This window comes from Methylobacterium sp. E-025 (assembly GCF_022829705.1).
Taxonomy (GTDB): Bacteria; Pseudomonadota; Alphaproteobacteria; order Rhizobiales; family Beijerinckiaceae; genus Methylobacterium.
This window is the reverse complement of sequence record NZ_JAKSYR010000081.1, coordinates 25339-51815: the sequence shown is the minus strand read 5'-3', so window position 1 is coordinate 51815 and position 26477 is coordinate 25339. Positions and strand designations below refer to the sequence as shown.

The 26477-nt window shown below is 70.3% G+C and carries 28 protein-coding genes; 10 read left to right on the top strand and 18 right to left on the bottom strand.

Annotated features, from left to right (window positions below):
• Positions 1–2: 2 nt before the first annotated feature.
• Together MKK64_RS09250 and MKK64_RS09245 are read right to left on the bottom strand one after the other, a co-directional pair.
• Positions 3–1265, bottom strand: coding sequence for an OprO/OprP family phosphate-selective porin (locus MKK64_RS09250; RefSeq protein ID WP_243933866.1), 1263 nt, complete (start codon positions 1263–1265; stop codon positions 3–5).
• 95 nt (positions 1266–1360) lie between these two features.
• Complete coding sequence (locus MKK64_RS09245; RefSeq protein WP_147729258.1) at positions 1361–2200, bottom strand: aldo/keto reductase; 840 nt, start codon at positions 2198–2200, stop codon at positions 1361–1363.
• Positions 2201–2494: 294 nt separating this feature from the next.
• On the opposite strand from MKK64_RS09245, the gene MKK64_RS09240 reads away from it, so the two are divergent.
• Genes MKK64_RS09240 through MKK64_RS09230 form a run of 3 tightly spaced genes read left to right on the top strand, consistent with a single transcriptional unit; the run spans position 2495 to position 4262 of the window.
• Positions 2495–3568 (top strand): adenylate/guanylate cyclase domain-containing protein, encoded by a 1074-nt coding sequence (locus MKK64_RS09240; protein WP_147859117.1) that lies wholly within the window; start codon positions 2495–2497, stop codon positions 3566–3568.
• Entirely contained in the window at positions 3565–3801 is a 237-nt protein-coding gene (locus MKK64_RS09235; RefSeq protein ID WP_243933859.1) for a hypothetical protein, read from the top strand. Before MKK64_RS09240 ends, MKK64_RS09235 begins: the two co-directional genes overlap by 4 nt.
• On the top strand, positions 3798–4262 hold the full coding sequence (locus tag MKK64_RS09230; protein ID WP_147729255.1) for a YaiI/YqxD family protein: 465 nt from the start codon (positions 3798–3800) through the stop codon (positions 4260–4262). The genes MKK64_RS09235 and MKK64_RS09230 overlap by 4 nt, the downstream gene beginning before the upstream one ends.
• A 12-nt stretch (positions 4263–4274) precedes the next feature.
• Here MKK64_RS09230 and MKK64_RS09225 read toward each other — a convergent pair whose 3' ends face one another.
• The 7 genes from MKK64_RS09225 to MKK64_RS09195 all read right to left on the bottom strand — a co-directional run bounded on the left by MKK64_RS09225 (position 4275) and on the right by MKK64_RS09195 (position 8665).
• Positions 4275–4526 (bottom strand): BrnA antitoxin family protein, encoded by a 252-nt coding sequence (locus MKK64_RS09225; protein ID WP_147842350.1) that lies wholly within the window; start codon positions 4524–4526, stop codon positions 4275–4277.
• A gap of 9 nt (positions 4527–4535) precedes the next feature.
• Positions 4536–4916 carry a hypothetical protein gene (locus MKK64_RS09220; RefSeq protein WP_147842349.1) on the bottom strand — a complete coding sequence of 127 codons (381 nt, stop codon included), beginning with the start codon at positions 4914–4916 and terminating at the stop codon, positions 4536–4538.
• 327 nt (positions 4917–5243) lie between these two features.
• A complete protein-coding gene (locus tag MKK64_RS09215) occupies positions 5244–6269 on the bottom strand; it encodes a TonB family protein (RefSeq protein ID WP_243933857.1) in 1026 nt (341 codons plus the stop codon).
• A gap of 3 nt (positions 6270–6272) precedes the next feature.
• Positions 6273–6770, bottom strand: a complete 498-nt coding sequence (tolR, locus tag MKK64_RS09210) for a protein TolR (protein ID WP_243933855.1) — start codon at positions 6768–6770, stop codon at positions 6273–6275.
• Positions 6771–6884: 114 nt separating this feature from the next.
• Positions 6885–7574, bottom strand: a complete 690-nt coding sequence (locus tag MKK64_RS09205; protein ID WP_147729001.1) for a MotA/TolQ/ExbB proton channel family protein — start codon at positions 7572–7574, stop codon at positions 6885–6887.
• 121 nt (positions 7575–7695) lie between these two features.
• Positions 7696–8190 (bottom strand): Tat pathway signal protein, encoded by a 495-nt coding sequence (locus MKK64_RS09200; protein ID WP_409567926.1) that lies wholly within the window; start codon positions 8188–8190, stop codon positions 7696–7698.
• A 115-nt stretch (positions 8191–8305) separates the two neighbouring features.
• Positions 8306–8665, bottom strand: a complete 360-nt coding sequence (locus tag MKK64_RS09195) for a hypothetical protein (protein WP_243933840.1) — start codon at positions 8663–8665, stop codon at positions 8306–8308.
• 507 nt (positions 8666–9172) lie between these two features.
• On the opposite strand from MKK64_RS09195, the gene MKK64_RS09190 reads away from it, so the two are divergent.
• Together MKK64_RS09190 and MKK64_RS09185 are read left to right on the top strand one after the other, a co-directional pair.
• Positions 9173–9601: an Hsp20 family protein gene (locus MKK64_RS09190; RefSeq protein ID WP_147729168.1), complete on the top strand. Its 429-nt coding sequence runs from the start codon at positions 9173–9175 to the stop codon at positions 9599–9601.
• Between the two features lie 111 nt (positions 9602–9712).
• Entirely contained in the window at positions 9713–9997 is a 285-nt protein-coding gene (locus MKK64_RS09185; protein WP_243933838.1) for a DUF1150 family protein, read from the top strand.
• On the opposite strand, the gene MKK64_RS09180 is transcribed toward MKK64_RS09185, so the two are convergent.
• Positions 9984–10775 carry an alpha/beta hydrolase gene (locus MKK64_RS09180; RefSeq protein ID WP_243933832.1) on the bottom strand — a complete coding sequence of 264 codons (792 nt, stop codon included), beginning with the start codon at positions 10773–10775 and terminating at the stop codon, positions 9984–9986. The two genes, MKK64_RS09185 and MKK64_RS09180, sit on opposite strands and share 14 nt — an antisense overlap.
• Before the next feature lie 157 nt (positions 10776–10932).
• On the opposite strand from MKK64_RS09180, the gene MKK64_RS09175 reads away from it, so the two are divergent.
• The 3 genes from MKK64_RS09175 (at position 10933) to MKK64_RS09165 (ending at position 13881) form a co-directional block, all read left to right on the top strand.
• Complete coding sequence (locus tag MKK64_RS09175) at positions 10933–12162, top strand: glycosyltransferase family 4 protein (RefSeq protein ID WP_243933830.1); 1230 nt, start codon at positions 10933–10935, stop codon at positions 12160–12162.
• A gap of 257 nt (positions 12163–12419) precedes the next feature.
• A complete protein-coding gene (gene infC / locus MKK64_RS09170) occupies positions 12420–12941 on the top strand; it encodes a translation initiation factor IF-3 (RefSeq protein WP_243933822.1) in 522 nt (173 codons plus the stop codon).
• 154 nt (positions 12942–13095) lie between these two features.
• Positions 13096–13881, top strand: a complete 786-nt coding sequence (locus MKK64_RS09165; RefSeq protein ID WP_243933806.1) for a HesA/MoeB/ThiF family protein — start codon at positions 13096–13098, stop codon at positions 13879–13881.
• Here the strand turns inward: MKK64_RS09165 and MKK64_RS09160 are convergent.
• The 8 genes from MKK64_RS09160 to MKK64_RS09125 all read right to left on the bottom strand — a co-directional run bounded on the left by MKK64_RS09160 (position 13870) and on the right by MKK64_RS09125 (position 22354).
• Complete coding sequence (locus MKK64_RS09160; RefSeq protein WP_243933804.1) at positions 13870–14745, bottom strand: DUF1186 domain-containing protein; 876 nt, start codon at positions 14743–14745, stop codon at positions 13870–13872. The genes MKK64_RS09165 and MKK64_RS09160 overlap by 12 nt on opposite strands.
• 76 nt (positions 14746–14821) lie before the next feature.
• Positions 14822–17242 (bottom strand): phenylalanine--tRNA ligase subunit beta, encoded by a 2421-nt coding sequence (pheT, locus tag MKK64_RS09155; protein ID WP_243933791.1) that lies wholly within the window; start codon positions 17240–17242, stop codon positions 14822–14824.
• Between the two features lie 16 nt (positions 17243–17258).
• Positions 17259–17744: a hypothetical protein gene (locus MKK64_RS09150; protein ID WP_243933789.1), complete on the bottom strand. Its 486-nt coding sequence runs from the start codon at positions 17742–17744 to the stop codon at positions 17259–17261.
• Positions 17744–18097: a hypothetical protein gene (locus tag MKK64_RS09145; protein WP_243933787.1), complete on the bottom strand. Its 354-nt coding sequence runs from the start codon at positions 18095–18097 to the stop codon at positions 17744–17746. The genes MKK64_RS09150 and MKK64_RS09145 overlap by 1 nt, the downstream gene beginning before the upstream one ends.
• Before the next feature lie 20 nt (positions 18098–18117).
• On the bottom strand, positions 18118–19200 hold the full coding sequence (gene pheS, locus MKK64_RS09140) for a phenylalanine--tRNA ligase subunit alpha (protein WP_243933785.1): 1083 nt from the start codon (positions 19198–19200) through the stop codon (positions 18118–18120).
• A gap of 140 nt (positions 19201–19340) precedes the next feature.
• On the bottom strand, positions 19341–19718 hold the full coding sequence (gene rplT / locus MKK64_RS09135) for a 50S ribosomal protein L20 (protein WP_147725894.1): 378 nt from the start codon (positions 19716–19718) through the stop codon (positions 19341–19343).
• Positions 19719–19766: 48 nt separating this feature from the next.
• Positions 19767–19970 (bottom strand): 50S ribosomal protein L35, encoded by a 204-nt coding sequence (rpmI, locus tag MKK64_RS09130; RefSeq protein WP_018044555.1) that lies wholly within the window; start codon positions 19968–19970, stop codon positions 19767–19769.
• A 218-nt stretch (positions 19971–20188) separates the two neighbouring features.
• A complete protein-coding gene (locus tag MKK64_RS09125; RefSeq protein ID WP_243933783.1) occupies positions 20189–22354 on the bottom strand; it encodes a TonB-dependent siderophore receptor in 2166 nt (721 codons plus the stop codon).
• A 427-nt stretch (positions 22355–22781) separates the two neighbouring features.
• On the opposite strand from MKK64_RS09125, the gene MKK64_RS09120 reads away from it, so the two are divergent.
• Positions 22782–23915 carry a glycosyltransferase family 4 protein gene (locus MKK64_RS09120; protein WP_243933781.1) on the top strand — a complete coding sequence of 378 codons (1134 nt, stop codon included), beginning with the start codon at positions 22782–22784 and terminating at the stop codon, positions 23913–23915.
• A gap of 226 nt (positions 23916–24141) precedes the next feature.
• Entirely contained in the window at positions 24142–26460 is a 2319-nt protein-coding gene (locus MKK64_RS09115) for a glycogen debranching N-terminal domain-containing protein (protein WP_243934169.1), read from the top strand.
• The last annotated feature ends 17 nt before the right edge of the window (positions 26461–26477 follow it).

Below are 26477 nucleotides of genomic sequence, written 5' to 3'. Positions count from 1 at the left end.
CGTCACCAGTAAAGCTGGAACCGCCCGATGAAGACGTCGGCGTCGACGGCGCGGCCGCCCTGGAGCGCCGACGGCGCGGTCCGCGAGCGGACGTAGTCGGCCATGATCCGCACGTTGCGGTCCGGGTACCAGTTCACCCCGACGCTGACGTCGCGCTCGATCCCGCCGCGGACCGTGCCGTCGTCGAGGTCGATCGCGCTGACGCGGGCGGCGACCTCGAACACGCCGATCCCGCCGCGGCTCACCCGCGCGTCCTCGCCGACCTTGACGCCCTCGAAGATCGCGTAGGTCGTGCCGTATTTCGGCGTCACGGCGTAGGCGCGGCCGGCGCCGTTGAGCACGTAGCTCGCCTCGACGTAGCCGCCCTGGAACGCGACCGATCGCGCCCCGTCGAAGCGCGACACCTCGGTGCGGATGTACTCGGCCTGGATCAGCAGCGGTCCGGTGCGGTAGGCCGCCTCGAGCCCGATCCGGCCGATGCTCGCCGCATCGCGGATGTCGCCGGTGTTCACGAACGGGCGGGCGAACAGGAAGGCCTCGGAGCGGCTCGACAGGGCGAGCGGCGTCTCGTCCCGCGGCAGGCTGCGATAGCTCCCGGCGATGCCGAGATGCAGCACCGCGTCGTCGGTGTGGATGGGCGCGAAGGTGGCGCGGGTGGTCGAGGCCACGCCCTCGCTGCGGATGCCGGTGTTGGCGTTGCCGCCGAAGACGCCGGTGACGACGCTCCAGTCCGCCCCGCTCCGGCCGATCGCGAAGCCGAAGTTGCGGGCCGGCGCGAACGCGTCGGCGAGCGAGCGTTCGGTGAAGACGGTGTTGTTGTCGCTGATCAGCTGATCGAGGCTGAACGGCTCCTTCATGTTGCCGACCGTGAGGATCATATCCGGGATGCCTTTCCAGGCGATCGCCGCATCGTTGATCGGCCGCATCGGGTCGGCGAAATCGTACTGGAACGCGATCTCGATGGATTTGCCGAGCGTCAGGTAGCTCTCGATCCACGAGCGCCGGACGCCGACGTTGTCGGAGAACGGCTCGGCAAACCCCGGCTGGCGGATGCCGGCCGCCCCGAAATCGAGCTGCAGCTTGCCGCCGATCCGAAGCTGGGCCGCGTCGTCCGGGAAGCGCAGCGTGATGCCCTTGTCGTCGATCGTCAGCGTCTCGCCGTAGGGTCCGGCCAGCGGCGCGGCCGCGACGCCGCCGGCGGCGACAGCCGCACCACCGGCCAGCATGGCGGCCAGGCATCGCCGCGCGATCGACCGCTTCGCCATCATCGTCTCCGAGAGCTCCCCGCCCGTGCCCAGGACGACCGATAGCCCGGGATCGCTGACGGTAGCGCGACAGGGCGGCGCCGACCGCACGCGATTCACAGCATCGGCAGGGTTCGCGGCCGCGGCCCGCGCGGAAACTGCGCCTCGATCATCGCGATCTCGGCCGCGTTGAGATGAAGCTTCGCCGCGCCCGCATTCTCGATCGCCCGCGATGCGCGGCCGGTCTTCGGGATGGTGAAGGTGTTCTCGATCCGCGTCAGGAACGCCAAGGCCACGGCGTAGGGCGTCGTCCCGTGCGCCGCGGCGATGCCGGCGAGCACGCGGCCGCCGGCGCTCGACGGGTTCGGGAAGTCGCCGCTGCCGAAGGGCGAGTAGCCGACGAGCGCGACCCCGTTCGCGGCGCACCATGGCAGCACCGCGTGCTCGATCGCCCGCTCGCCGAGATGGTACAGCACCTGGTTGCAGGCGATGCGGTAGGGGCCGGCGATGCGCAGCGCCCGGTCGAGGTCGTCGACGTCGAAGTTGCTCAGGCCCCAGGCCAGGATCTTGCCCGCCTGCCGCAGGTCCTCGAACCCGGCGATGGTCTCCTCCAGCGGATGGCTGCCGGGCCAGTGCAGCAGGTAGGCGTCGAGCCGGTCTGTCCCGAGCCGCCGCAGCGACTGCTCGCAGGCCCGCGCCACCCCGCGCCGCGTCGCGTTGCCCGGAACCACCTTGGAGACGAGGAAGACCTCCTCGCGCACGCCGCGGATCGCCTCGCCGACGATGGCCTCGCCGTCGCCGTACATCTCGGCCGTGTCGATGTGGGTCATGCCGGCATCGATGCCCGCCCGCAGGGCGGCGACCGCGCCGTCGCGGGCCGTGGCATCGATGTGCCACGTGCCCTGCCCGATGACCGGGACGTTGAGGCCGGTCGAGCCGAAGGGTCTGGCGTGCATCGCGTGGATCCTGTCTCGCTGGGGCGCGCGGCGCGCCCCGAAGGTCCGATGTCTGCGGCGCGGCCGCCCGATCGGCGAACGGATGGCGCCCGCGCCTTAATCGCGCCATCATGGGACGTTGAGCAATGGCTCGGCACGGGGTCCGGACCTAGACTTTGGACGATGTCCCGTTTCCGAAACGGGGCGCCGTCCCGCGGGCTACGTCCTTCTCCGGTTCGAGAACGCTTCAGGATCGGTTTCGTGCACGCTGCCTGTCCGCCTCCCGTCCCGCTCCCCGCCCAGGCGGATCGCTGAATGCTGCCGCAGCATCGCTGGTTCTGGGCCCTGATCGTCGTCGCATCGGGCGGGGCCGGCCTTCTCTACAACCTCCTGTTCGTCGGCGGCACCTCGCTCGCCGCCGGCCTGATCTACGGTCTCGCCGTCGGCGTGACGGTGCTGTCGTTCGATCGCGGGCTGATTCTCTCCGGGCTTCAGACGCGCCTGCGCCGCCTCCCGGCGATGCTGTACGTGCCCTCGGCCGAGCTGCTCTACGTGCTGATGATCGCGCTCGGCTGCGCGCTCGGCGGCCTTGTGGTCTGGTCGCTCGGGCTCACCGCCGACAGCCTGTCGGCGGCGGTCCGGATCACGCCGCGGGTGCTGGCCTACTCGCTCGCGGTCTCGGCGCTGCTAGTCTTCGTCGTGCGGATGCGCGACCTGATCGGCGGCGAGGTGTTCGTGAACTTTCTCGTCGGGCGCTACCACAAGCCGGTGCGGGAGGAGCGCATCTTCCTGTTCCTCGACGTGGTCGGCTCCACCGCCTTCGCCGAGACCCACGGCGACCTCCGGGCGCAGGAATATCTCGGCGCGATCTTCGCGACGCTGGCCGAGCCGGTGCGGCGCAACGCCGGCTCCACCGACGATTACATCGGCGACCTCGCCATGATCACCTGGCCGATGGCGCGCGGCCTCAAGGATGCGCGCTGCGTCGCCTGCGTGTTCGACGTGCTCGACCGGATCGAGGCGGATGCGCCGGCGTGGACCGCGCGCTTCGGCACGGTGCCGCGGCTGCGCGCGGCCCTGCACGGCGGATCGGTGGTCACGGCGGAAGTCGGCGTCGACCGGCACAAGATCGCCTATTTCGGAGACGCGGTGAACGTCACCTCGCGGATCGAGGCGCTGTGCCGGCCGCTCGGCGTGAACATCCTGATCTCGCAGGACCTGCTCACCCGCCTCGGCGGGTTGCCGCCCGGGATCGCGGCGCGGTCCCTCGGAGCCCACGCCCTGCGCGGGCGCGGCCAGCCGCTCTCGGTGGCGACCTTGGAGCGGCCGGCCCCCGAGATGCCCCAGCCGATCCAGGCGGAGCGGCCGGCGCTTCGGGTCGCGCGATGAGCGGACGCTGGCTCACCGCCCTGCGCATGCTGCTGCGCTACGGCCTGCCGCTCGCCGGCATCGTCGTGGTCGGCCGGGCGATCGTGCTGTCGATCGGCGGCGAGATCTCGAAGGCGCAGTTCGCCCTTGGCGTGCTCCTGATGGTCGCGGGATTCTCGGCGCGCCTGGTGCCGAAGGCCCGTCGGCCGAGAGCGACGGCGGAGCGGCGCGCCGCCGCGAGGCGGCCGTCATGACCGGCTCGACGGCGATCTACGTCGACGCCGACGCCTGCCCGGTGAAGGACGAGACCTATCGCGTCGCCGCCCGCTACGGGCTGCACGTCTACGTCGTCGCCAACAGCTTCCTGAACGTGCCGCGCGAGCCCTGGATCGAGCGCGTGGTGGTCGGCGACGCGATGGATGCCGCCGACGACTGGATCGCCGAACGTGCCGGGCCGGGCAGCATCGTCGTCACGGCCGATGTGCCGCTGGCCAGCCGCTGCGTGAAGGCGGGCGCGACGGTGATCGGGCCGAACGGCAAGCCGTTCTCGGACGCGTCGATCGGCATGGCGCTGGCGACGCGCAACCTGATGCAGGACCTGCGCGAGGCCGGCGCGATCACCGGCGGGCCGCGCCCGTTCTCGGCGCGCGACCGGTCCGAGTTCCTCGGCGCCCTCGACCGTGCGGTGAACCGCATCCGGCGCGGCTCGACCTGACGGCGTGGCGCGTCAGCCGGCGACGAGCGCCTTGAGCGCGTCGTTGAGGCGGTCCTGCCAGCCCGGGCCGTCCTTCTGGAAATGCGCGAGCACGGCGCTGTCGAGGCGGAGCGTCACCGATTCCCGCGCCCCCGGGGCGGCCTGCGGCTGGCGCGGGGCCGGCGGTGCGGCCGCCGGGGCGGGCTTGGCGGTGGTGGCCGCCTTGAAGGCGGCCTCGGCCGCCTGACGCGGATCGGTGATGCGGCGCGTGCGGTCGAAGGCCATGGTCGCGCCTCAGGCCTTCTTGGCGGCTTTGGCCGCACTCTTCTTCGCGGCCGCCTTCTCCGCCACGGCCTTGTCGGCCGCCTTGTCTGCGGCCTTCTCCGCAGCCTTGGCCTTCGCGGCGGCCGCCTTCGTCAGCGGCTTCACCTCGGCGGCCTTGGCCTGCGCGTCGGCGGCCTCCTTGGCGAGCCGCAGCGCCCGCAGGCGGACCGTGCGCTCGTCGACGGCCTTGATCGAGGCGATGTGCTCCGCCATGGCCTGGGCGCCCTCGCGCTGCATGCGCTCGGCCCGTTCCGCGCGCTCGGCCCGCTCCTCGGCCTTGTGCTTGGCTTCCTCTTCCGGCGTCCGGACTTCGTCCTCGGCGTCCGCGCCCGTATCGATCTCGTCGCTCATCATATTCCTTTCGTCCCGTCCGGGTCCCGTCACGACAAGGGCGCTCCACGCTCCGCAGGAGCGCGCCGTTGCGTCGGGATGGGCAGGCTCGGCGCAACCCGAGGACAGGTGGGCGGCCGGTTCGCATCGTCTCCGCCGATCCACCGCGAACACGTCGCGGCGTGCGGAACGAGTGATTGTGTAGCACGCCGGAGGCCCCGATGGCGAATGCCGCGGCCTGGTCGAAGGCAAGTCACGGCGACTTTTCCCGTGCAGCCGTAGCCTAACCTTCGACGAACGAACGTATGACCGCCGGCGGCACCTTCCGCCGGCGGCTCGGACGTCGGTTCAGCGCACGCGATAATTGAGCGGGATCGTCACCGACAGGCTCGACTGGGTCACGCCGGCGGGCGCCGCCGGCAGGCTCCCGCGCACGGCGCCGAGCGCCGCGCTGTCGATCTGGCTGACGCCGCTGCTGCGCGCGAGGCCGGCGCTCGTCACCTGGCCGGACCGCAGCACGGTGAAGCGCACCATCGCCGTGCCGCCGGCCGTGCCGCTCGCGGCACCGGGGTTCATCCGGCCATGGATCGCCGAGCTGATCGCCCCGGTCCATTGCCGCATGGCGCTCGGATCGCTCCCGGCCGAGGCCCGGCCCGACGCGTTCTCGCGGGAGGACGATGCGGAACTCCGGCTCTCCGCGCCCGCGCGGGCCTGGGCCTGCTTCGCCTTGGCCTCGCGGGCGGCCTTGGCCTTCGCCTCGCGGACCGCCTCCTTGCGCTCCTCGATGGCCTCGCGGCGGGCCTCCTCGAGCTCTTCCCGGCGCTTCTGCGCCCGGAGCTTCGCCTCGCGCTCGGCCTTGAGCTTGGCGAGGTCGACCTTCGGCTTTTGCGGCTCGGCCGGCTTCTCGGGCTCCGGCGCCTGCGCGACCACCGGCGGCGGGGGCGCCAGCGGCTCGGCCTGCTCGGCCTGGGAGGTGATGATCTGGCTCTCGGGCTCGACCGCGACGGCGTCGGGCGGGACCTCCGCGACGGACGCGGGCGGCGGCGGCGCGACCACGGCCTCGTCGGGCTTCGCTTCGGCCACCTCCGGCGGCGGCTTGGTCGGCTCCGCCTCGGCCGGGTCCTCGACCGGCTTGGTTTCCGGCGGAGCGGCTTCGCTCGCCTGGGTCTCGCTCGGCGCCTGCGTGTCCGCGTCGGTCATCAGCGGGGCAAGGTCGATCGAGATCTGCTGCTCGCCGGGGGGAGCCGGCGGGGTCAGCTTGAACAGGGCGAGGCCGGCCAGCGCGCCGAGATGCAGCACGAGCGCGACGAGGAAGGCGGGCACGAGCCCGGACGTGCGGGATTCGGGAGCCCCGGTGTCGGAGATGACGGACATGGCTTACCGAGCCGCCCCGTTGGCCGCCCCACCTGAGGGCGCCGCCGGAGACGCGCCGGGCGCGGCACCGCCGGGCGACTGGGCGATCAGCGAGACCTTGGTGAAGCCCGCCTGTCCGACGAGGCCCATCACTTCCATGATCTTGCCGTAGGGCACGTCCTTGTCGCCGCGGACCAGCAACACCTGGTCCTTGTTCTCGGCCGCCATGGCGCGGAGGCGCGGCATCAGCGTCTCGTTCGTGAAGATCTCCTTGGCGATCGACGGCTTGCCGTCCTTGTCAATCGTCACCTCGACCGGCTTCTGCGACTGCGCGACCTTGGCGGCCGAGGTCTTCGGCAGCTGCACCGGCACGCCCGTCGTCATCAGCGGCGCCGCGACCATGAAGATGATCAGCAGCACCAGCATGACGTCGACCATCGGCGTCACGTTGATCTCCGACATCGGTGCGGTGTCGAGATCGTCGTCGTCGGAACCGCTCGCGCGGATCGAACCCATCGCCATGCGGCGTCCTCCGGGATCGGCGGCCCGGCCCTCGAGGGCGGCCGCTGCGGGAATGGAAGGCCCGGCCGCCCTTCGTGGGGCCGGGCTCGCGCATCGTGAGATCGCCGGGGGGCGCTACTCGGCGGCAGCGCGGTGCTGGACGCCGCGGTCGCGGGCGAGGCGGTTGCCGAGCACGCCGATGCCGGAGACGAAGGTGCTCTGGATCCGCCCGACGTCGTTGGCGAGCTTGTTGTAGGCCATCACCGCCGGGATCGCGACGACGAGGCCGATCGCGGTGGCGAACAGCGCCTCGGCGATGCCCGGCGCCACCACCGCGAGCGAGGTGTCCTGGCTGCGGGCGATCGACGAGAAGGAGTTCATGATGCCCCAGACCGTGCCGAACAGGCCGACGAACGGCGCCGTCGAGCCGGAGGTCGCCAGGAGCGCGAGGCCGTTCTGCAGGCGCTTGACCTCCAGCGTCAGCGCGGCGCGCATGGCCCGCTCGATCCGGTCGCGCCGCTCGGCGCGGGTCTCCGAGGCGTCCTGGTCGCGCCAGGCGTCGAGGGCCGCCTTCACCACGTGGCCGGCGATGCCCTTCATCCCGGTCTCGAGGTTGCCGCCCGAGCGCACCAGCGCATCGAACGCCTTGGCCTGCCGCCGGGCGGCTGCGAGCCGGACGATCTTCTCGAACACCACGGTCCAGCACGCGAGGGAGGCGACCACCAGCAGGATCATCACCCCCTTCACGATCGGGTCGGCCTGCAGGAACAGGCCCACGAACGAGAAGTCGTGACCGGCGTCGATCGGGGCGGAAGTCGGATCCATTGCGGGTTCCCTCGGGTGTCATTCGGATGCGGCAACGGCCGCGGGCCGCCCGGCGGCGCGGGGCCGTCGGACGGGTCGGTTCTCACGAGGTCTCGCCGGCGTGCCCGCCGGCGAGGTCGGCTCAGCGATCGAACGGGACGTTCGCCTTGGTCTCGGTCTCGGTGCGCTCCAGGCAGGATTCGCGGGTGGCGTCCCCGCCCTCGCAGGCGAGCACGTCGCTGAGCAGCACGCGGCTCAGCTTCGGGCACGCGATCCCGGGGAAGTTGAAGATCTTGACGGTGGTCTTGCGGGCGGGGATCGGGCCGAGCTCGGCGGCGACCCGCTTCTGCGCGATCCCGTCGGTGTCGAAGGCGAACAGGTCGAGCTTGTAGGATTTCAGGGCCGTCCCACGGCTGTTGTCGACGACGATGGTCGCGCGGCACGAATCGTCGGCGGGCTCGAGCCGGTTGAGCTGGAGCTTGATCGGCGCGACCTTGTCGGCGGATCCGGCGTCCTGCGCCGTCGCCGACACGACGAGCGAGGCCGCCAGCACGAGCGACAGCCCGGAACTGGCCGCCGTGTCGAGCGCGAGGCGCCCGATCCGGCGCCGGTAGAGCGGGACGCCTCGCCCGAGCATCTGTTCAGCCATCGACTCGCTTTCCATCCTCCGCCCCGCGGCGGTCTCCCGGCGCCCTGCGCCGCATCGATCTCGTTCGCCCCGGAAGGATCCGGTCGGGTCCGGCTCCGTCCGGTCAGTGCAGGGCCGCACCAACCGGCCGGCGCTTCGAGGCTCCGAGACGCCCCGCGGCCTCGTCGATCGGTCCGACCGCCGCACGCAGCGCGGCGACGAGGCGCGGCGCTTCGGGCCGGCCGGTGATCGCGGCCGCGCCGCGCTCGACCTCGCCCCAGAGCCTGCGCCGGCCGCGCCCGATCAGGCCGACCAGCGCGCATTCGTGCCCGGTCAGCCGGCAGCAGGTCGCCGGCATGAACGGCCCGTCATCCGCCCGCTCGGCGCGCAACGCGCGGACGACCCCGACGATCCCGGAGACGAAGCGGCCGACGGCCTCGGCGCCGAGGAGCGTCTCCCACCGTCGAACGCCGCATCCCAGCACGCGATGTCCCGCGTCATGTAGCCCGCGGCCACGAACCGGGCGACCGAGAGCGCCAGCACCTCCGCGTCGTCGCCGCAGACCTCCGCCACCCGCGGCATCGGCGCATGCTTCGACAGGATCGGTGCGGACATTCGGCCTCCGGAAAGTGCCTGCCGCACCGCCTCGTCACGCTGAAACGGACCGCACTGTGCCTGCGGGGCGGAAGTATCCGAGGTGGAGGGCAAGGATCAAGAGCACGGCCGAAAATCAGAGCCGTTCCAAACTGTTACGAATACATCCCTGTTCTCGGCCGTCGTCTGTTGCCGAAAGATCCCGCCGTCCGTTGCCGCTTCTGCCCGTGCGTCCCGCCTTCGGCGCGGCGCGGCGTCCCTTGATGGGCCGGGTCGCCTCGTCCATATCTTGACGTGCCGGGCCGCTGGGCCGGAAGGGGCGCTGCCGCCAGCGGGCCCCGCGACGAGGCGCCCACCGGCATTCGGGCACGGGGCCTCCACAGGGGTGTTGCCGCCGATGACCCGTCCATCTCCGTTCGGACACCCGTTCCTGCTCGGGTTCGACGAGATCGAGCAGGCCCTCGACCGGGTCTCCAAGGCCGCCAACGACGGCTACCCGCCCTACAACATCGAGCGTCTGGCCCGCACCGACCGGGAGCCGGACCGCCTGCGGATCACCCTGGCGGTGGCCGGCTTCACGCGCGACCAGCTCGACGTGATGCTGGAGGAGAACCAGCTGATCGTCCGCGGCCGTCAGGTCGACGACAAGGAGCGGCTGTTCCTCCACCGCGGCATCGCGGCGCGGCAGTTCCAGCGCGCGTTCCTGCTGGCCGACGGGATGGAGGTGCTCGGCGCCGACCTGTCGAACGGGCTGCTCTCGATCGATCTGGCCCGGCCCGAGCCCGAGCGGGTGGTGCGCCGCATCGCCATCCTCGAGCGCGATTGATCCGCGGGAAAAGCACCCCACATCAGGATCAGGCCCACGATCGCCGGATCGGTTCGATCAAGACGGGATCGTTTCCGGGCCGATTGCTCTGCCTCGAAAGGAGGGCACGACATGACCGACCTCAACACCTCCCCGCTGACGGCCGCCGACCTCGATCCGGCCGAATTCAACGCCGCCGACCTCGCGGCCCTGGGCGAAGGGCACATCGCCTACGTCCGCTCGATCCGCTCCGACGAGGTGATGCGGCTGTTCCCGCAGGCGCCGCAGCTGACGCCCGGCCTCGACCTGTTCGCGCTCCTGTCGGCCAGCGGCGCGCCGATCCTGCTCGCGGACTCGCGCGAGGTGATCCTCGCCAACGCCGCCGAGCACGACCTCTTCCCGCTCAGCCTGCACTAGCCGGTCTCGCCATCTCCGCCACCGCCGAGAGCAGCCGCGCGATATCCTGCGGCCGCGACAGGCGGTGGTCGCCGTCCGCGATCAGCGTGAGGACCGTGCCCGCCGACGGCAGCCGGTCCAGGATGCGGAAGGCGTGGGCGTGCGGCACGTCCGGATCGTTCATCCCCTGGAGGATGTGGACCGGGCAGCGCAGGTCGAGGGCACCGGTCAGCAGGCGGTTGCGCCGGCCATCCTCGATTAGCGCCATGGTGATCGCGTCGGGCTCGGGCGCGTAGGCGCTCTGGCGCAGCCAGACGCCGTCCTGCTCCAGCGTGCTGCGCACCTCCGGCGGGAACCGATCCCACATCAGGTCCTCGGTGAAGTCGAGGGCCGGCGCGATCAGCACGAGGCCGGTCGGCGCCGACGCCCCGCGCGCCGCGAGGTTTCGCGCCGCGAGGCAGGCGATCCATCCGCCCATCGAGGATCCGATCAGCACCGGCGCTTCCGGCGCGTGCGCGGCGAGCACGCCCTCGGCGTCGGCGAGCCAGGTCGAGATCGTGCAGGCCGAGAACTCGCCCTCGGATTCGCCGTGGCCGGAATAATCGAACCGCACGAAGCGCCGCCCCTCGGCGGCGGCCCAGGCGTCGACCGCCATCGCCTTGGTGGCGCCCATGTCCGAGCGGAAGCCTCCGAGCCAGACGATCGCCGGACCCGCCCCGTCGCGCACGCGCACGGCGATCCGGCGTCGGTCCGCTCCTTCGCCGACGTCGACGTGCTCCAACGTCGTCCCGTCCCGCATCCCGCTCTCCCGATTCGCCCGGCCCGCGCGTTCCCGACCTGAACGCCGCGTCTTCAGCCGCCGTTTACCAGACCGTAAAGCGTACCCGTGATCCTATGACAATGAACGCTTCCCTGCGGCCGCGGCCCGCCTGCGCCCTCTCGCCGCGCAGCCGCCGATGAACGGCGATTCCCGTCCGTCGGTCGGCTTCCCCGGCGACGCGTCGCCGCTGGCCGGTGCCTGCGTCCTCCAGATCATTCCCGAGCTCGACGCCGGCGGTGCCGAGCGCACCACCGTCGACATCGCGGCCGGCCTCGCGGCAGCAGGTGCGCGTGCGCTGGTCGCGACGGAAGGCGGGCGCCTCGTCGGCGAGCTTCAGGCCAAGGGCGGCATCTGCCTGCCGTTCCCGGCGGCGTCGAAGAACCCCGTCCAGATGGCCCTCAACGTCGGCCGCCTGGCGCGCCTGTGCCGGCGCGAGGGCGTGCAGATCATCCATGCGCGGTCCCGCGCCCCGGCCTGGGTCGCGCTCGGCGCCGCGCGACGGCTGAAGCTGCCCTTCGTCACGACCTATCACGGCAGCTATTCCGGCCGTACCGGCGTGAAGGTGCTGTACAACTCGGTGATGGCACGCGGCGACGTGGTGATCGCCAACTCGCACTACACCGCCGACCTGATCCGTCGCCTGCATGCCGAGCAGGCGGGCGACCGGGTTCAGGTGATCCACCGCGGAACCGACCTCTCCGCCTTCACTCCCGTCGCGGTCGGCGCCGCGCGGGTCGAGGCGTTGCGCCGCGTCTGGGGCGTCGCCCCGCACGAGCGCGTCGTCCTGCTGGCGGCCCGCCTCACCGCGTGGAAGGGCCAGCGCATCCTGATCGAGGCGGCGGCGCTGATGCGCGCGCAGGGCGTCGCCGATTTCGCCATCGTGCTCGCGGGCGACCCCCAGGGCAGGGTCGCCTACGAGCGCGAGCTCGACGCGCTGGTCGTGGCGCGCGGGCTCGAGGGCGTCGTCCGCCGCGTCGGGCATTGCACCGATATGCCGGCGGCCTTCCGGGCCGCCTCGGTCGTCGCCGTGCCCTCCGTCGAGCCGGAGGCGTTCGGCCGTTCCGCCGTCGAGGCCCAGGCGCTCGGCACGCCGGTGGTGGTGTCCGATCTCGGCGCGGTCCCCGAAACCGTTTTGAGCCCGCCCGAAGTGTCGGCCGGCCAGCGCACCGGCTGGCGCGTTCCCGCCGGCGATGCGGCGGCGCTCGCGGCGGCACTCACGGAGGCGCTGTCGCTCGGCGCCAGCGCGCGCGACGCGCTGGCCCGCCGCGAGCGCGCCCATGTGGAGGCGAACTTCTCCCTGGAGCGCATGGTCGGCGACACGCTGGCGATCTACGCCAAGCTGCTCGGCCGATCGGAGCCCGCCTGACCCCGCGTCGCGATGGGGGCTTGTTCTTTTGGCCTGCAGGCTTCACATCGGGGAAAAGGTTTTCGCATCGCGGGAGCCGGTATGGTTTTGCGTCGAAACGGCGGCATGTGTTGACTTGCCGCACGGTTCGGCCAAGGTAAGCTGTCCGGGATAGGCCGGAGCGATCGGTGGTCTGGGCAGCCTGGAACGGGATGCCAGGGGCCGCCGTTTCGTCGTTGCATCAGGAGAACACCGCCATTCGTAGACCCATGAGAGCCATGCCGGCCCCGCAGAAGGACGGGCCTCGCGCCAACCGGGATATCCGCGGCGTGCGCGAAGTGCAGCTCATCGACGACACCGGCCAGAACCGGGGCGTCGTCGCCTTCTTCGATGCTCTGGCCCTGGCCGAAGAGGCCGGCCTCGACCTCGTCGAGATCGCACCGAACTCCGTTCCTCCCGTCTGCAAGCTGCTCGATTACGGCCGCTTCCGCTTCAACGAACAGAAGAAGCAGAACGAGGCCCGCAAGCGGCAGAAGACGGTCGAGGTCAAGGAGATCAAGCTCCGCCCCGGCATCGACAAGCACGACTACGACACCAAGATGAAGTCGGTGCAGCGCTTCTTCGAGGAGGGCGACAAGGTCAAGGTGACCCTGCGCTTCCGCGGCCGCGAGATGGCGCACCAGGATATCGGCCTACGCCTGCTCGAGCGGGTGAAGACCGAGACCGCCGAGATCGCCAAGGTGGAAAGCGAGCCGATGCTCGAAGGCCGCCAGATGATCATGATCCTGGCGCCGCGCTGATCGCTCCGCCGAGGCCCGTGAAATTTCAAAACGCCGTCTCGCTCCGCGAGGCAGCGTTTTTCATGATGCGGTCGCGCGTCGCCATTCCCAGACTATGCGCCTTTCACGGGCCGTCGCGCTTTCACCGGCCGGTCGCGCGGATTATCTGCTGCGCATGGCCCTGACATCCGACGAGATCGAACGCTACGCCCGCCACCTCGTGCTGCCGGAGATCGGCGGCCCCGGGCAGGGCAGGCTGAAGGCGGCGCGCGTGCTCGTGATCGGTGCCGGCGGGCTCGGCGCCCCGCTGATCCAGTACCTAGCCGCCGCCGGCATCGGCACGATCGGCATCGTCGACGACGACACGGTCTCGCTCTCGAACCTGCAGCGCCAGATCATCCACGGCACACTTGATCTCGGCCGCCCGAAGGTCGAAAGCGCCGCGGACGCCGTCGCCCGCCTCAACCCGAACGTAACGGTGGTCGCCCATCCGATCCGGATCGATGCCGCATCCGCCGAAGCCTTGGCCGCCGCGTACGACGTCGTCGCCGACGGCTCGGACAACTTCGCGACCCGCTACGCCGTGTCCGACGCCTGCTATTGGGCGCGCCGCCCCTTGGTCACCGCCGCCCTCGGCCGTTTCGACGGCACGCTGACGACGATCCGCGCCCACGAGACCGGGCCGGACGGCGACCCGAACCCGACCTACCGCTGCCTGTTCCCGAACCCGCCGCCGCCCGGCACCGTGCCGCCCTGCGCGGAAGCCGGCGTGCTCGGGGCGCTCGCCGGCGTGATGGGCTCGCTGATGGCGATGGAGGTGATCCGCGCGGTGACCGGCTTCGGCGAGCCGCTGGTCGGGCGGCTGCTGATGGTCGATGCCCGCGCGATGCGGTTCGAGACCTTGGGCTACGCCTGGGACGAGGCGAACCCGCTCAGCGGCGCGGTGCCGTCACAAGCCTGATGGCGGGGTCCATTCCGCTTCGGCATCCACCTTGCCGAGGCAGCACTTCTTGAACTTTTTGCCGCTGCCGCACGGGCAGGGATCGTTGCGGCCGACGTCCTTGAACGGGTTGACCGTCGGCAGGCCGTAGCCGGCCTTGGTCCAGGCGAGCTGAACGATCGGGTCGTCGAGGTAGCCGTGGTTCCACGCGTCGAGGCGCGACTGGTCGTTGGGCTTGCGCTCGGCCTCGCGCAGGGTCTCCTTGAACCACGCGGCATCGCTGAACTCGTCGGTGATGCGCTTGTCGCGCCGGGCCGCCTCGGCCCGCGGGGCGAGCTCGCGCAGGCCGAGATAGGCGATCGCCTCCTCCCAGGCGATCCAGCCGACCGCCTCCTCGACGGCGGCCTTCGCGTCGTCGAAGCGGACCAGCAGGTCGCGCAGGGTCTGGCGCGGAATCCGACCCTCGATCGCCAGGAAGACGCAGGCGGACAGCAGCGCCTGGCGCACCGCATCGTCGACCGTGCTGTCGAGGATCAGCGCGAAGATCCCGTCGGTCCGCCCGTCGAACAGGCTCGCGATCATGCGGGCGAGCGTCGTGGTGACGGCGTCGCCGAGCACCGCGTCCACGCTCTCCTCGTCCTGGCGCAGGAAGCGCAGGAGCGGGGCGAGCAGCCGCGGATCGCGGGCATGGGCGAGCACGTGCAGCCCCCAGAACAGCAGGTTCTCCTGCTCCGGCGTCAGCTCGGCGCCCTCGGCCGCCCCCGCGAGGAGGCGAAGGGTCTCGTCCGCGACGAGATCCGGCTCGGCCAGGGCGCGACGCAGCAGCGGCTCGGGCAGGGTCTCGGCAAGGGACAGTGCCTGGTTGAGCGCTTCGGCGTCGGTCATGGTCGGGTCGCCCTCGTTGCGTGCCGATCGCGTCGCGTGCAGGTCGCGCGCCGGTATGGTCGTCGGGGCGCGGGGTTCAGCCGCGCAACGTCGCGCCGGTCTTGCGGCCGACCTCGGCGACGATCCGGGCGCTCACCGCCTCGATCTCCGCATCGGTCAGCGTCCGCTCCAGCGGCTGCAGCCGCACCGCGATCGCCACCGATTTCGAGCCGTCCGGGATGCCGGTGCCCTCGTAGACGTCGAACACGTCGACGCCGGTGACGAGCTTGCGCTCGGCGCCGGCCGCCGCCTTGACGATCTCGCCGGCGGCGACGTCGCGGCCGACGACGAAGGCGAAGTCGCGCGACAGCGGCTGGAAGTCCGAGAGCGTCGCCGCGCCCTTGGTCTTGGTCGGCTTCAGCTTCGGGGCCGGGATCGCGTCGAGGACGATCTCGAACGCCACCAGGGTGCCCTTGAGATTCAGCGCCTTCATCACCCGCGGATGCACCTCGCCGAAGAAGCCGACCGGGTTCTTCGGGCCGAACTGGAGCGTGCCCGAGCGGCCGGGATGCAGCCAGTCCGGGCCGCCCGCCACGACCTGGAGCCCGCCCGTCGGAACGCCGAGGGCGGCCAGCATCGCCATCGCGTCGGCCTTGACCTGGAAGGCGTCCACGGTCGGCGCGGTGCCGTCCCAGTGGCGCCCGCCGCCCGCGAGGTTGGCCGTTCCCCGGCGCACGGCCGCGGCGCGGATGGTCTGTCCCTCCGGCGTGTCGTCGGCGAAGCACTGCCCGACCTCGAACAGGGCGGCATCGGGATAGCCGCGGTCGGCGTTGCGCTGCGCCGCGCGCAGCAGGCCCGGCACCAGGCTCGGCCGCATGTCGGAGAGTTCCGAGGCGATCGGGTTGGCCAGCACCAGGTCGGCGCCGCCGCCGCCGAACAGCACCGCGTCGTCGTGCGGGATGAACGACCACGTCACCGCTTCCATCAGGCCGCGGCTCGCCAGCGCGCGCTTGGCGCGGCGGGTGCGCTTCTGGATCAGCGTCAGCGTCGGGCGCGCGAGGCCGGCCAGCGGCGCCAGCGGCTTCGGCTCGATCCGGTCGAGGCCCGCGATGCGGATGATCTCCTCGACGAGGTCGGCCTCGCCCTCGATGTCGGGCCGCCACGACGGCGGCAGCACCTTCGCCCGGTCGCCGGTGCCGGAGACCTGGAAGCCGAGCGCCTCCAACGTGACGGTCATCTCGGCGCGGGACAGCTCGATCCCGGCCAGACGCCGCACTTCGGTCCAGGGGAAGTCGACGACGCGGTCGGTCTCGGGCATCGCGCCGGCGATCGTCGCCTCGGACGGGATCCCGCCGCAGAGGTCGAGGACGAGCTGCGTCGCGCGGTCGAGCCCGGGCAGCGTCGAGGCCGGGTCGACGCCGCGCTCGAAGCGGTAGCGCGCATCGGTGATCACGCCGAGCCGCCGTCCGGTCTGCGCGATGTTGGCCGGGTTCCACAGCGCCGATTCGATCAGCACGTCGGTGGTGGAGGCGTCGCAGCCCGAGGCCGCCCCGCCGATGATGCCGGCGATGGATTCGACGCCGTTGTCGTCGGCGATGACGACCATCTCGCCGCCGAGCGCGTGCTCGCGCCCATCGAGGCCCTTCAGGGTCTCGCCCTCGCGGGCGAGCCGGACGGTCAGGCCGCCGGCCACCTTGGCGGCGTCGAACACGTGCAGCGGCCGGCCCTGGTCGAAGGTCATGTAGTTGGTGATGTCGACCAGCGCGTTGATCGGGCGAAGGCCCATCGCACGCAGCCGCGCCTGCATCCAGTCCGGCGAGGACCCGTTGCGCACGCCGCGCACGCGGCGGAGGGCGAAGTGCGGGGCGAGGTCGCGCGCCGCCTCGGGAATGTCGAGGGCGACGGCGACCGGGCAGGGGTCTTCGCCGCGGATCGGCGGCTCGGCCAGGGGCTTCAGGGCACCGATGCCGGTGGCGGCGAGGTCGCGGGCGATGCCGTGGACCGAGGCGCAGTCCGGGCGGTTCGGCGTCAGGTTGATCTCGATCACCGGATCGTCGAGCCCGGCCCACAGCGCGTAGGGCGTGCCCACCGGCGCGTCGGCCGGCAGCTCGAGGATGCCGTCGTGGTCGTCCCCGAGGCCGAGCTCGGCCCCTGAGCACAGCATGCCGCGGCTCTCGACGCCGCGGATGTTGCCCACCGAGAGGGTCATGTTCTTGCCCGGCACGTAGGTGCCCGGCGGCGCGAACACGCTGAGCAGGCCGGCGCGCGCGTTCGGCGCGCCGCAGACCACCTGGAGCGGCTGCCCGTCCCCGGCGTCGACGCTGCAGACCCTGAGCCGGTCGGCGTTGGGATGCTGCTCGGCGGTGAGGATCTTCGCCACCACGTAGGGCTTCAGCGCCGCCGCCTTGTCCTCGATGCCCTCGACCTCGAGCCCGATGCGGGTGAGCGTCTCGGCGATCACGTCGAGGGACGCCTCGGTGTCGAGGTGGTCCTTGAGCCAGGAGAGGGTGAATTTCATGTTTGAATGCTTCCGCTCAAGCCAGGCGGGGCTTCGCGATGAGGAGAACCGCAAGCTGCTTGCGATCGGTTGTGGGCAATTGCTCGATGAGCGTGACGGTCTGAGCGGCGAGAGCGATCAATCGCAGCGTCTCGTCGTGACGGACCAGGAGTCCGGGCGGACTATAATCGGCGAGGTTTCGCGCTTCCTGCAGGTCGATGAAATTGTTGCCGATATCGACGATCTGCGGGCCGATTGCCAAGGCGCCTCGGCCTTTCAGGCGCTGCTTGGCAGCACCGTGGTCGAGCAGGCGGTAGACGGGCTCCACCAAGGTGTTCGGCTGCGTCCACCCGAGCAGCTCGCTCGCGCAGACGAAGCACAACGCATGGAACACGGCGTAGTAGGCACTGCTGACCGCTCGCCGATGCGCAGCCTTGCGCAGGTTGGGCCGACCGCGCGTCTCGGCAAGCCCGAAAGCGACGTCCAACAGATCGTAGACGATCGGGTTGCCCAGCCGCGGCATCAGCCGTGTCCCGGCAGTCGGTCCGGCGCACCTTTGCCGGCAATCCCGACGTCGTGGTGGTCCTCGTCGGAAACATCGTCGCCGAGGACTTCGTCTCCGGGATAGTCGTAGCGGATGTAGGGAAAACGGGTTTCTCCGCGATCCAGCAATCCCTGCCGGAGCCGCGATAGGGCCTTCGTCGATACGGCACCGTCGGTGACGCCCGCATCCGACTTGAAATGCGCGATCACCACGAGCGACGGTTCTCCGTCGTGATCGGACCCGGCGATCATGTCCGCGTGCTCGAAGCCGTGCGGCGCCAGAACGTCGCGAAGGATGTCGTTGGCGAGCGTCGTCAATTCCTGTTCGGTCATTGCTTCGACCTCGTGCGTTGTCACCCCGTCAGGCCGCCGATCAGGCTCGGCACGTCGAGCGGGCGGAAGCCGTAATGCTCGATCCAGCGCAGGTCGGCCTCGAAGAAGGGCCGCAGGTCCGGCATGCCGTACTTGAGCATGGCGATGCGATCGATGCCGACGCCGAAGGCGAAGCCCTGGACCTCGCTCGGGTCGAGGCCGCAATTCCGCAGCACGTTCGGGTGCACCATGCCGCAGCCGAGGATCTCGAGCCAGTCGGTGCCCTCGCCGAAGCGGATCTCGCCGCCCTTGCGCGAGCACTGGATATCGACCTCCGCCGAGGGCTCGGTGAAGGGGAAGAACGAGGGTCGGAAGCGCATCTTGACGGCGTCGACCTCGAAGAACGCCTTGCAGAACGCCTCGAGCACCCATTTTAGGTTGGCAATGTTGGCCGCCTTGTCGATCACCAGCCCCTCGACCTGATGGAACATCGGCGTGTGGGTCTGGTCGGAATCGTGCCGGTAGGTCCGGCCCGGGATGATCACCCGGATCGGCGGCGTCTGCGACCGCATGGTGCGGATCTGGACCGGCGAGGTGTGCGTGCGCAGCACCTTGCGCTTGCCCTCGGCGTCGGGCGCCAGGAAGAAGGTGTCGTGCATCTCCCGCGCCGGATGCCCGGGCGGGAAGTTCAGCGCGGTGAAGTTCAGCTCGTCGGTCTCGATGTCCGGGCCTTCGGCGACCGAGAACCCCATGTCGGCGAAGATCGCGGTGATCTCGTCGATGACCTGGCTGATCGGGTGGATGCGGCCGCGGGACTCGGGCGCCTCGCGCAGCGGCAGGGTTACGTCGATGCGCTCGGCCGCGAGCCGCGCTTCGAGGGCCGCCTCGGCGAGCGCGTCGCGGCACTGGGCGATCGCGCCCTGCACCCGGTCGCGCAGGCCGTTGATGAGCGGGCCGCGCTGCTTGCGCTCCTCCGGGCTCATCGCGCCCAGCGTCTTCAGCAACTCGGAGACGCTGCCCTTCTTGCCGAGCGCCGCGACGCGCAGGGCCTCGAGCGACGCCTCGTCGGCGGCGGCCGCGACCTGGGCGAGCAGGTCGCGTTCGAGGGTGTCGAGATCGGTCATCGCTGTCCCATCGCGTGCGGTTCACCGCCCGGCGCCGTCGGCGCGCAGGCTCGTGGTCACAGGGTGTGCGAACATGACGAAGGCGCGGCGCTCCCCGAGGGAGCCCCGCGCCTTTCGCCGGTTCGTCGCTCGGATGAGGCTCAGGCGGCCTTGGCGGACTGAGCGGGCAGGGCGGCCTTGGCCTTCTCGACCACGACGGCGAAGCTCGCCGGCTCGTGGATCGCGAGGTCGGACAGGGCCTTGCGGTCGACCGCGATGCCGGACTTCGCCAGGCCGTCGATGAAGCGCGAATAGGTCAGGCCGTGCTCGCGGACGGCAGCGTTCAGGCGCTGGATCCAGAGGGCGCGGAACGTGCGCTTCTTGTTCTTGCGGTCGCGGTAGGCATACTGCATGCCCTTCTCGACCGCCTGCTTGGCGATGCGGATCGTGTTCTTGCGCCGGCCGTAATAGCCACGGGCGGCCTTGAGGACTTTCTTGTGCTTGGCGTGACTGGTCACGCCGCGTTTGACGCGGGCCATGGTGTATCTCCTGGATCGAAAAAAGCAGTCTCGGCGGTCGTGAAGGGCTTACCGGCTGTTGGGCAGGAAGTACTTCTTCACGTTGGCGGCATCGCCCTCGAACAGGGTGGTGGTGCCGCGCAGGTTGCGGATCTGCTTCGTCGTCCGCTTGATCATCCCGTGGCGCTTGCCGGCCTGGGCGTACATGACCTTGCCGGTCCCGGTGATCTTGAAGCGCTTCTTGGCGCCCGATTTGGTCTTCAGCTTGGGCATTTGGCTCTCCGCTGCGCGAAACCCCAGCCGTCCGACGATGGCCGGAGGGGTGCGCTCGATGGATGCTTCTGGTGGAGCAGCATGAACCGCCACGGCAGCCCTAACCGGCCGGGCGGTTCCACGCGGAGCGGCTTATGGCAGAAACCGCGCGCCGCTTCAATGCCTTCGCGGATGCCCGATCGGCCCCGCCGTCCCGAGCGACGCGTCCGGGGCTCGGCTCACAGCTTGGCCGTGATCGTGGCGAGCACCGAGAGCGGCGCGCCCGGGGCGTTGTTGAACTGGTTGAACGGCTGCTCGATGTAGCGCCGGTCGGTGAGGTTGCGGGCATTCAGCGAGAAGCGGGCGTGCTCGTCGATATCGTAGAACACGGCCGCGTCGAGGCGCGCAAAGCCGCCGACGGAGTAGCTGTTGTTCAGGTCGCCGGTGCGCCGCCCGACATAGGTGATGCCGCCGCCGACGGTCCAGCCGCGCAACGGGCCCTCCTGGAACTGGTAGGTCGACCACAGGCTGGTGCTGAAGCTCGGCACGCCGATCAGGCGGTTCCCGACGACGTAGACGTCATCCTTGGTGATCCGCGCATCGAGGTAGCCGACGCTGCCGATGACCTTCCAGCCCGGCAGAATCTGGCCGGCCAGATCCGCCTCGACGCCCTGCGAGCGCTGCTCGCCGGTGATCACCGAGAAGCCGGTGTTGACGGGGTCGGCGGCGGCCACGTTCTGGCGGGTGATGCGGAAGGCGGCCGCGCTCAGGGTCAGGTCCGGCGTGAGGTCGAGGCGGCTTCCGACCTCGACCTGGTCCCCGGTCTCGGGCGTCGGGTTCGAGACGTTGAGGACGTTGGCGGTCTGCGGCTTGAACGACGTCGTGTAGCTCGCATAGAGCGTCAGCGGATCGAACGGCCGGTAGACGAGGCCGACCCGCGGCGAGGTCCCGGACAACGCCAGGTCCGGCGGGATCGTGCGCGAGGTCGGCGTCCGGTTGAAGTAGAACTGCGTTCCGGTGTCGTAGCGGACCCCGATCAGCACCTGCAGGCCGTAGCCGAGGTCGACCTGATCCTGGAGGTAGAGGCCGTAGAGTTCGCTACTCTGGCGGAGGTCGCCCTGCAGCGCCGTGCCGACGATGGGCGAGCCGAAGGTCGGCGTGAGGAAGCTGACCGACGGATAGCCGGTGCTCTGCGTCGTGTAGGAATGGCGAAAGCCGTCGGTGTACTCGAACCCGACCAGCACGGTGTTGCGCAGCCCGAACAGGTCGAACTTCGCGACCATCTCGGTCTGGCTGTCGATCGAGGCATAGGCCGAGCGGACCGCGGTCTCGCGCCGTGACACGGTCCTGTTGTCGTCGGTCAGGCCCGTCGCACGGGTCGCGACGAGATCGAAGGCGCCGCCCTGGGCGCTGAAGACCTCGCGTAGGGTGATGGACTCGTTCACGTCGTGCTCGATGCGGAGCACGCCGAAATTCGCCGTGGCGTTGTAGCGGCTGAAGGGCTCGCCGTAGTAGCGGCCGATGTCGTCGAGGAGGACGCGTCCGTTCCGGGCGATCAGTCCCTCGTCGTACTGGGTGTCGGTGCGGGTGAACTCGCCGACGAACGACACGCGGGTGTCGGGAGACGGGTTCCAGGCGAAGGCCGGCGCCACGAAGGTGCGGGCATTGTCGCGATCGCCGTAGTTGCGGAAGGTCGGGTCGGACTGTCCCGCGAAGCTGATGCGGGCCGCCAGGCCCTCGACGCCCGGGATAGCGCTCGACACCGAGCCCTGCACGCGCCGGAAGCCGAAGCTGCCGCCCTGGATGCTGAGGTCGCCGGACGGGACGAGCGTCGGCTGCCGGGTGACGATGTTGATCAGGCCGCCGGGCTCGCCGCGGCCGTACAGCACCGAGGCCGGTCCCTTCAGCACCTCGATGCGCTCCACGTCGGCGAGGTCGCGCTGGACGGTGTAGAAGTTGCTCGCCTGGTTCAACAGGATGCCGTCGATGGCGTAGGTCTGCGTGGCGAAGCCGCGGATGATGAAGGTCTCGCTGCGGCCCTGCAGGGTGCCGCCCGGCTGCACGTTGCTGACGTTCTGCAGCGCGTCGCCGAGCCGAACGTCCTGCTGATCCACCAACACGTCGCGCGGCACCACCTGGACGGATTGCGGCGTATCGGCCAGCGGCGTATCGGTGCGCGTGGCCGTCGCCGAGCGCGTGGCGCGATAGCCGACCACCGGTCCGCCCGCCCGCTCGCCGCCCGTGCCGGTCACGCTCAGCTCCGACAGGACGACCTCGTCCGTGGCCGGGCCGGCCAGTGCTGGGACCGGGGATGCGACACCCGCCAGCAGGCAGGCCACCGCGGCGAGAAAGCAACCGATGGTTTCATGACGGGGCCGTCTCGCATCTCCACCATCACCGACCATGGTTTTCGCTCGCGCTCGCATATTCGAAGCTGATCGGCTCCGCGCAATCCTTGAGCGATAGCGTGCGGTGCTTGCAATGATCTCAACGCGGAAAGCGGCCGACGGATATGATCCTTCCGGAGGCGTCGCCGAAAGGCCACAACATTGATTTGTAATACTTCAAAGCTGCTCGTTACGATTTCGATTCTAGTGCGCGCCGCGGATCGCCATGTCCGCCGGCGTCCCGGTCCACGGGGCTCGCGGCTCGATCGGGCATCGCGGGCCGACCGGTCGTCGAGGATACCGGGGACAAGTCCCGGTGAAGACGACGAAGCGCTGCCTTTGCACCGCACAAGGAACCATAACCTTGGCCGTGGGTTTCGTTCATGTCCCACTCAGCCCGGGTCGGGTTAGATCCCCGAAACGCAGGCTACTCAGGAGACCTTTCGTGCGCATTGCCCAGATCGCCCCGCTCTCGGAAGCCGTACCGCCCAAGTTCTACGGCGGCACAGAGCGCGTCGTCAGCTGGATCACCGAAGAACTGGTCCGCCAGGGCCACGACGTCACCTTGTTCGCGAGCGGCGATTCCGAGACGTCCGCCAAGCTCGCGGCCTGCACGCCCGAAGGTCTGCGTCTTCTGGGCTATCGCGATCATACCGCGAGCCATCTCGCGATGCTGCACCAGGTTCATCGACGGGCGCACGAGTTCGACATCCTGCATTTTCACATCGATCTGCTGCAGTATCCCATGTTTGAGGATCTGAACCACAAGTGCATCACCACGATGCACGGCCGCCTCGACGTGCCGGACTTCATGCCCGTCTACAGGACCTTCACCGGGATGCCGCTGGTGTCGATCTCCGACAACCAGCGCGAGCCGATGCCGCCGAACGTCAACTGGCTGTCGACGATCCATCACGGCCTGCCGGCCCAGAACTGCCCGTATTCCCCCGAGGCCAAGGGTGGCTACCTCGCCTTTCTCGGCCGCATCTCGCCGGAGAAGCGCCCGGACCGCGCCATCGAGATGGCGATCCGCTCCGGCACGCCGCTGAAGATCGCCGCCAAGGTCGACAAGGCCGATCAGGATTACTGGGACGAGGTCATCGAGCCGATGATCCACCACCCGCTGATCGAATATATCGGCGAGATCAACGAGGAGCAGAAGAAGGAATTCCTCGGCAACGCCCTGGCGCTCGCCTTCCCGATCGACTGGCCGGAGCCCTTCGGCCTGGTGATGATCGAGGCGATGTCGGCCGGTACTCCGGTGATTGCCTTCCGCAACGGCTCCGTGCCGGAGGTGATCGCCGACGGCGTCAGCGGCGTGCTGTGCGAGACCATGGACGACGCGGTCGCTGCGGTGGCCAAGGTCAAGGCCATGAGCCGCGCCGGCGTCCGCCGCCACTTCGAGACCGCGTTCACCGCCGAGTGCATGGTCAAGAAGTACGTCGCGGCCTACGAGGAACTGCTCGCCGCCCGCGAGTCGGTGATCGCCCTGCCGACCGCCTCCGCCTTCGCCCCGCATTACGGAGAGATGAACGGCTCGGCCCGCCCGGCGATCTCGATCGCCGCGATGCCGGCCTGATCCGGTCGCGGCGGGCCTCGCCCGCCGCCGCATCCGGCATTCGGCTTGCAAGGGCCGTCCAAGAGCCGTCGAAGCGGCGCGGGCAGGGTTTTCTCCGTCCTCGCCCCGTCGTACAAACGGCTCAATCAGACGGTCACCAGGGCCGCCGCATCGCAAAGGCGCGATCCGGCGGCCCTTTCGATTCGCACTCCAGGATGCGCGGAGCAGGTCACGCATGGCGGACACGATGACGGCAAAGGCGCAGCCCGGCAGCGAGGCGCAGCAGAAGATTCCGCGCGGCTTCCAGGATGCCGACGAGGTGCTTCCGCAGTACCACATCGAGGCGCAGACCTCGCTGGTGGACCGGCCGCTGCGCTCGCTCAAGTTCGGCGAGGCCTTCGCCGTGCTGGATTCGTTCGGCGACATCGGCGTGCAGCCCGGCCCGGAAGGCCTGTACTTTCAGGATACGCGCTACCTGTCGCGCCTGCACTTCACCATCGAGGGCCAGCGCCCGCTGATGCTGTCCTCGGTGATGCAGGACGACAACGGCGCACTCTCGGTCGACATGACGACCCCCGACATCCGCCTCGACGGCGGCGACGAGATCACGCTGGCGCGCGAGATCATCGCGATCGAGCGCACGAAATTCCTGTTCCGCGGCGCCTGCTACGACCGGATCGGCCTGCGCTCCTACGATTCCCGCCAGCGCACCCTGCGCATCGAAGTGACGTTCGATGCCGATTACCGCGACCTGTTCGAGGTCCGCGGCACCGCGCGCACCAGCCGCGGCAAGCGCGCAGTGCAGGTCGCGAGCGACCAGGAGGTGCAGTTCCGCTACGTCGGCCTCGACGAGATCGTGCGCACCACCGCGCTGCATTTCGGGCCCAAGCCCAAGCTGCTCGAGCCCGGCCGTGCCGTCTTCGAGGTGACTCTGGCGCCCGAGGGCCGTGCCTCGCTGTTCGTCCGCGTGGTGTGCGAGGCGCATCGCGCCTTCACCAGCGCGCCGTCCGCCGAGAAGACCGGCGAGGATGCCGCCGCCGCGCTCTCGCTCGCCTCGGGCAGCACCGCGGTGCGGCCGCCGAAGGGCCTCTACGAAGGCATGGTCTTCGCCCGCGCCTACCGCGACGCGCGGCGCGACCTGCGCGAGCTGACCGCCGGCATCACCACGATCATCTCGTCGAACGACCAATTCAACGAGGCCGCCTGCCGCGCCACCGCCGACCTCTACATGCTGGCGAGCCGGACGCCCGAGGGCATCTACCCGTTCGCCGGCATCCCCTGGTACTCCACGGTGTTCGGGCGCGACGGCATCATCACCGCGATGATGGCGCTGTGGATCGATCCGAAGTTCGCCAAGGGCGTGCTGCGCTACCTCGCGGTGACGCAGGCCAAGACCGTCGATCCGGCCGCCGACGCGCAGCCGGGCAAGGTGCTGCACGAGACCCGCCGCGGCGAGATGGCGATGCTCGGCGAGGTGCCGTTCCGGCACTATTACGGCACCATCGACGGCACGCCGCTCTTCGTGATGTTGGCCTGGGACTATTACGCCGTCACCGGCGACCGCGAGACCATCACCCGGATCTGGCCCGCGCTCGAGCTCGCGCTGGCCTGGATGAACGAGTACGGCGACCGCGACGGCGACGGCTTCGTCGAGTACGCCCGCGACACCGACAAGGGGCTGGAGAACCAGGGCTGGAAGGACAGCCACGATTCGATCTTCCACACCGACGGGCATCTGGCCAAGGGCCCGATCGCGCTGTGCGAGGTCCAGGGCTACGTCTACGCCGCCAAGAACGGCATGGCCAAGCTCGCTGCGATGCTCGGTCACGACGCCATGGCCGAGAGCCTGACGCTCGAGGCGAACGACCTGCGCGAAAAGTTCGACGCCGCGTTCTGGAACGCCGAGATCGGCACCTACGCGCTGGCGCTCGACGGCGAGAAGCGTCAATGCGCCGTGCGCTCGTCCAATGCGGGCCACGCCCTGTTCACCGGCATCGCCAAGCCCGAGCGGGCGGCGCAGGTGGCTGCGACGCTGCTGTCGAAGGACGGCTTCAACGGCTGGGGCGTGCGCACGATCGCCCGCGGCGAGGCGCGCTACAACCCGATGTCGTACCACAACGGCTCGATCTGGCCGCACGACAACGCGATCATCGCGATGGGGCTCGCCCGCTACGACCTCAAGCACGAGGCCGCGCGCATCTTCCAGGGCATGTTCGAGACCGCCTTGTACCAGGACCAGAAGCGCCTGCCGGAGCTGTTCTGCGGCTTCATGCGCCGGCGCCAGCGCGGGCCGGTCTCCTACCCGGTGGCGTGCAGCCCGCAGGCCTGGGCCGCGGCGGCGCCGTTCGCCTTCCTCTCGGCCTGCCTCGGGCTGGAGCTCGATCACGCGCGCAACCGCGTCCGCCTGCGCAACCCGATCCTGCCGGCGTTCCTCGACGGGGTCTCGCTCTACAACGTGCGCCTGGGCGATTCGCGGGTCGACCTGCGGTTCCAACGCCACGGCGGCGACGTCACCGTCAGCGTCACGCGTCGCCTCGGCGACGCACAGGTGGCGGTGCTGAAGTAGCCGCCGCGCGCGGGTCT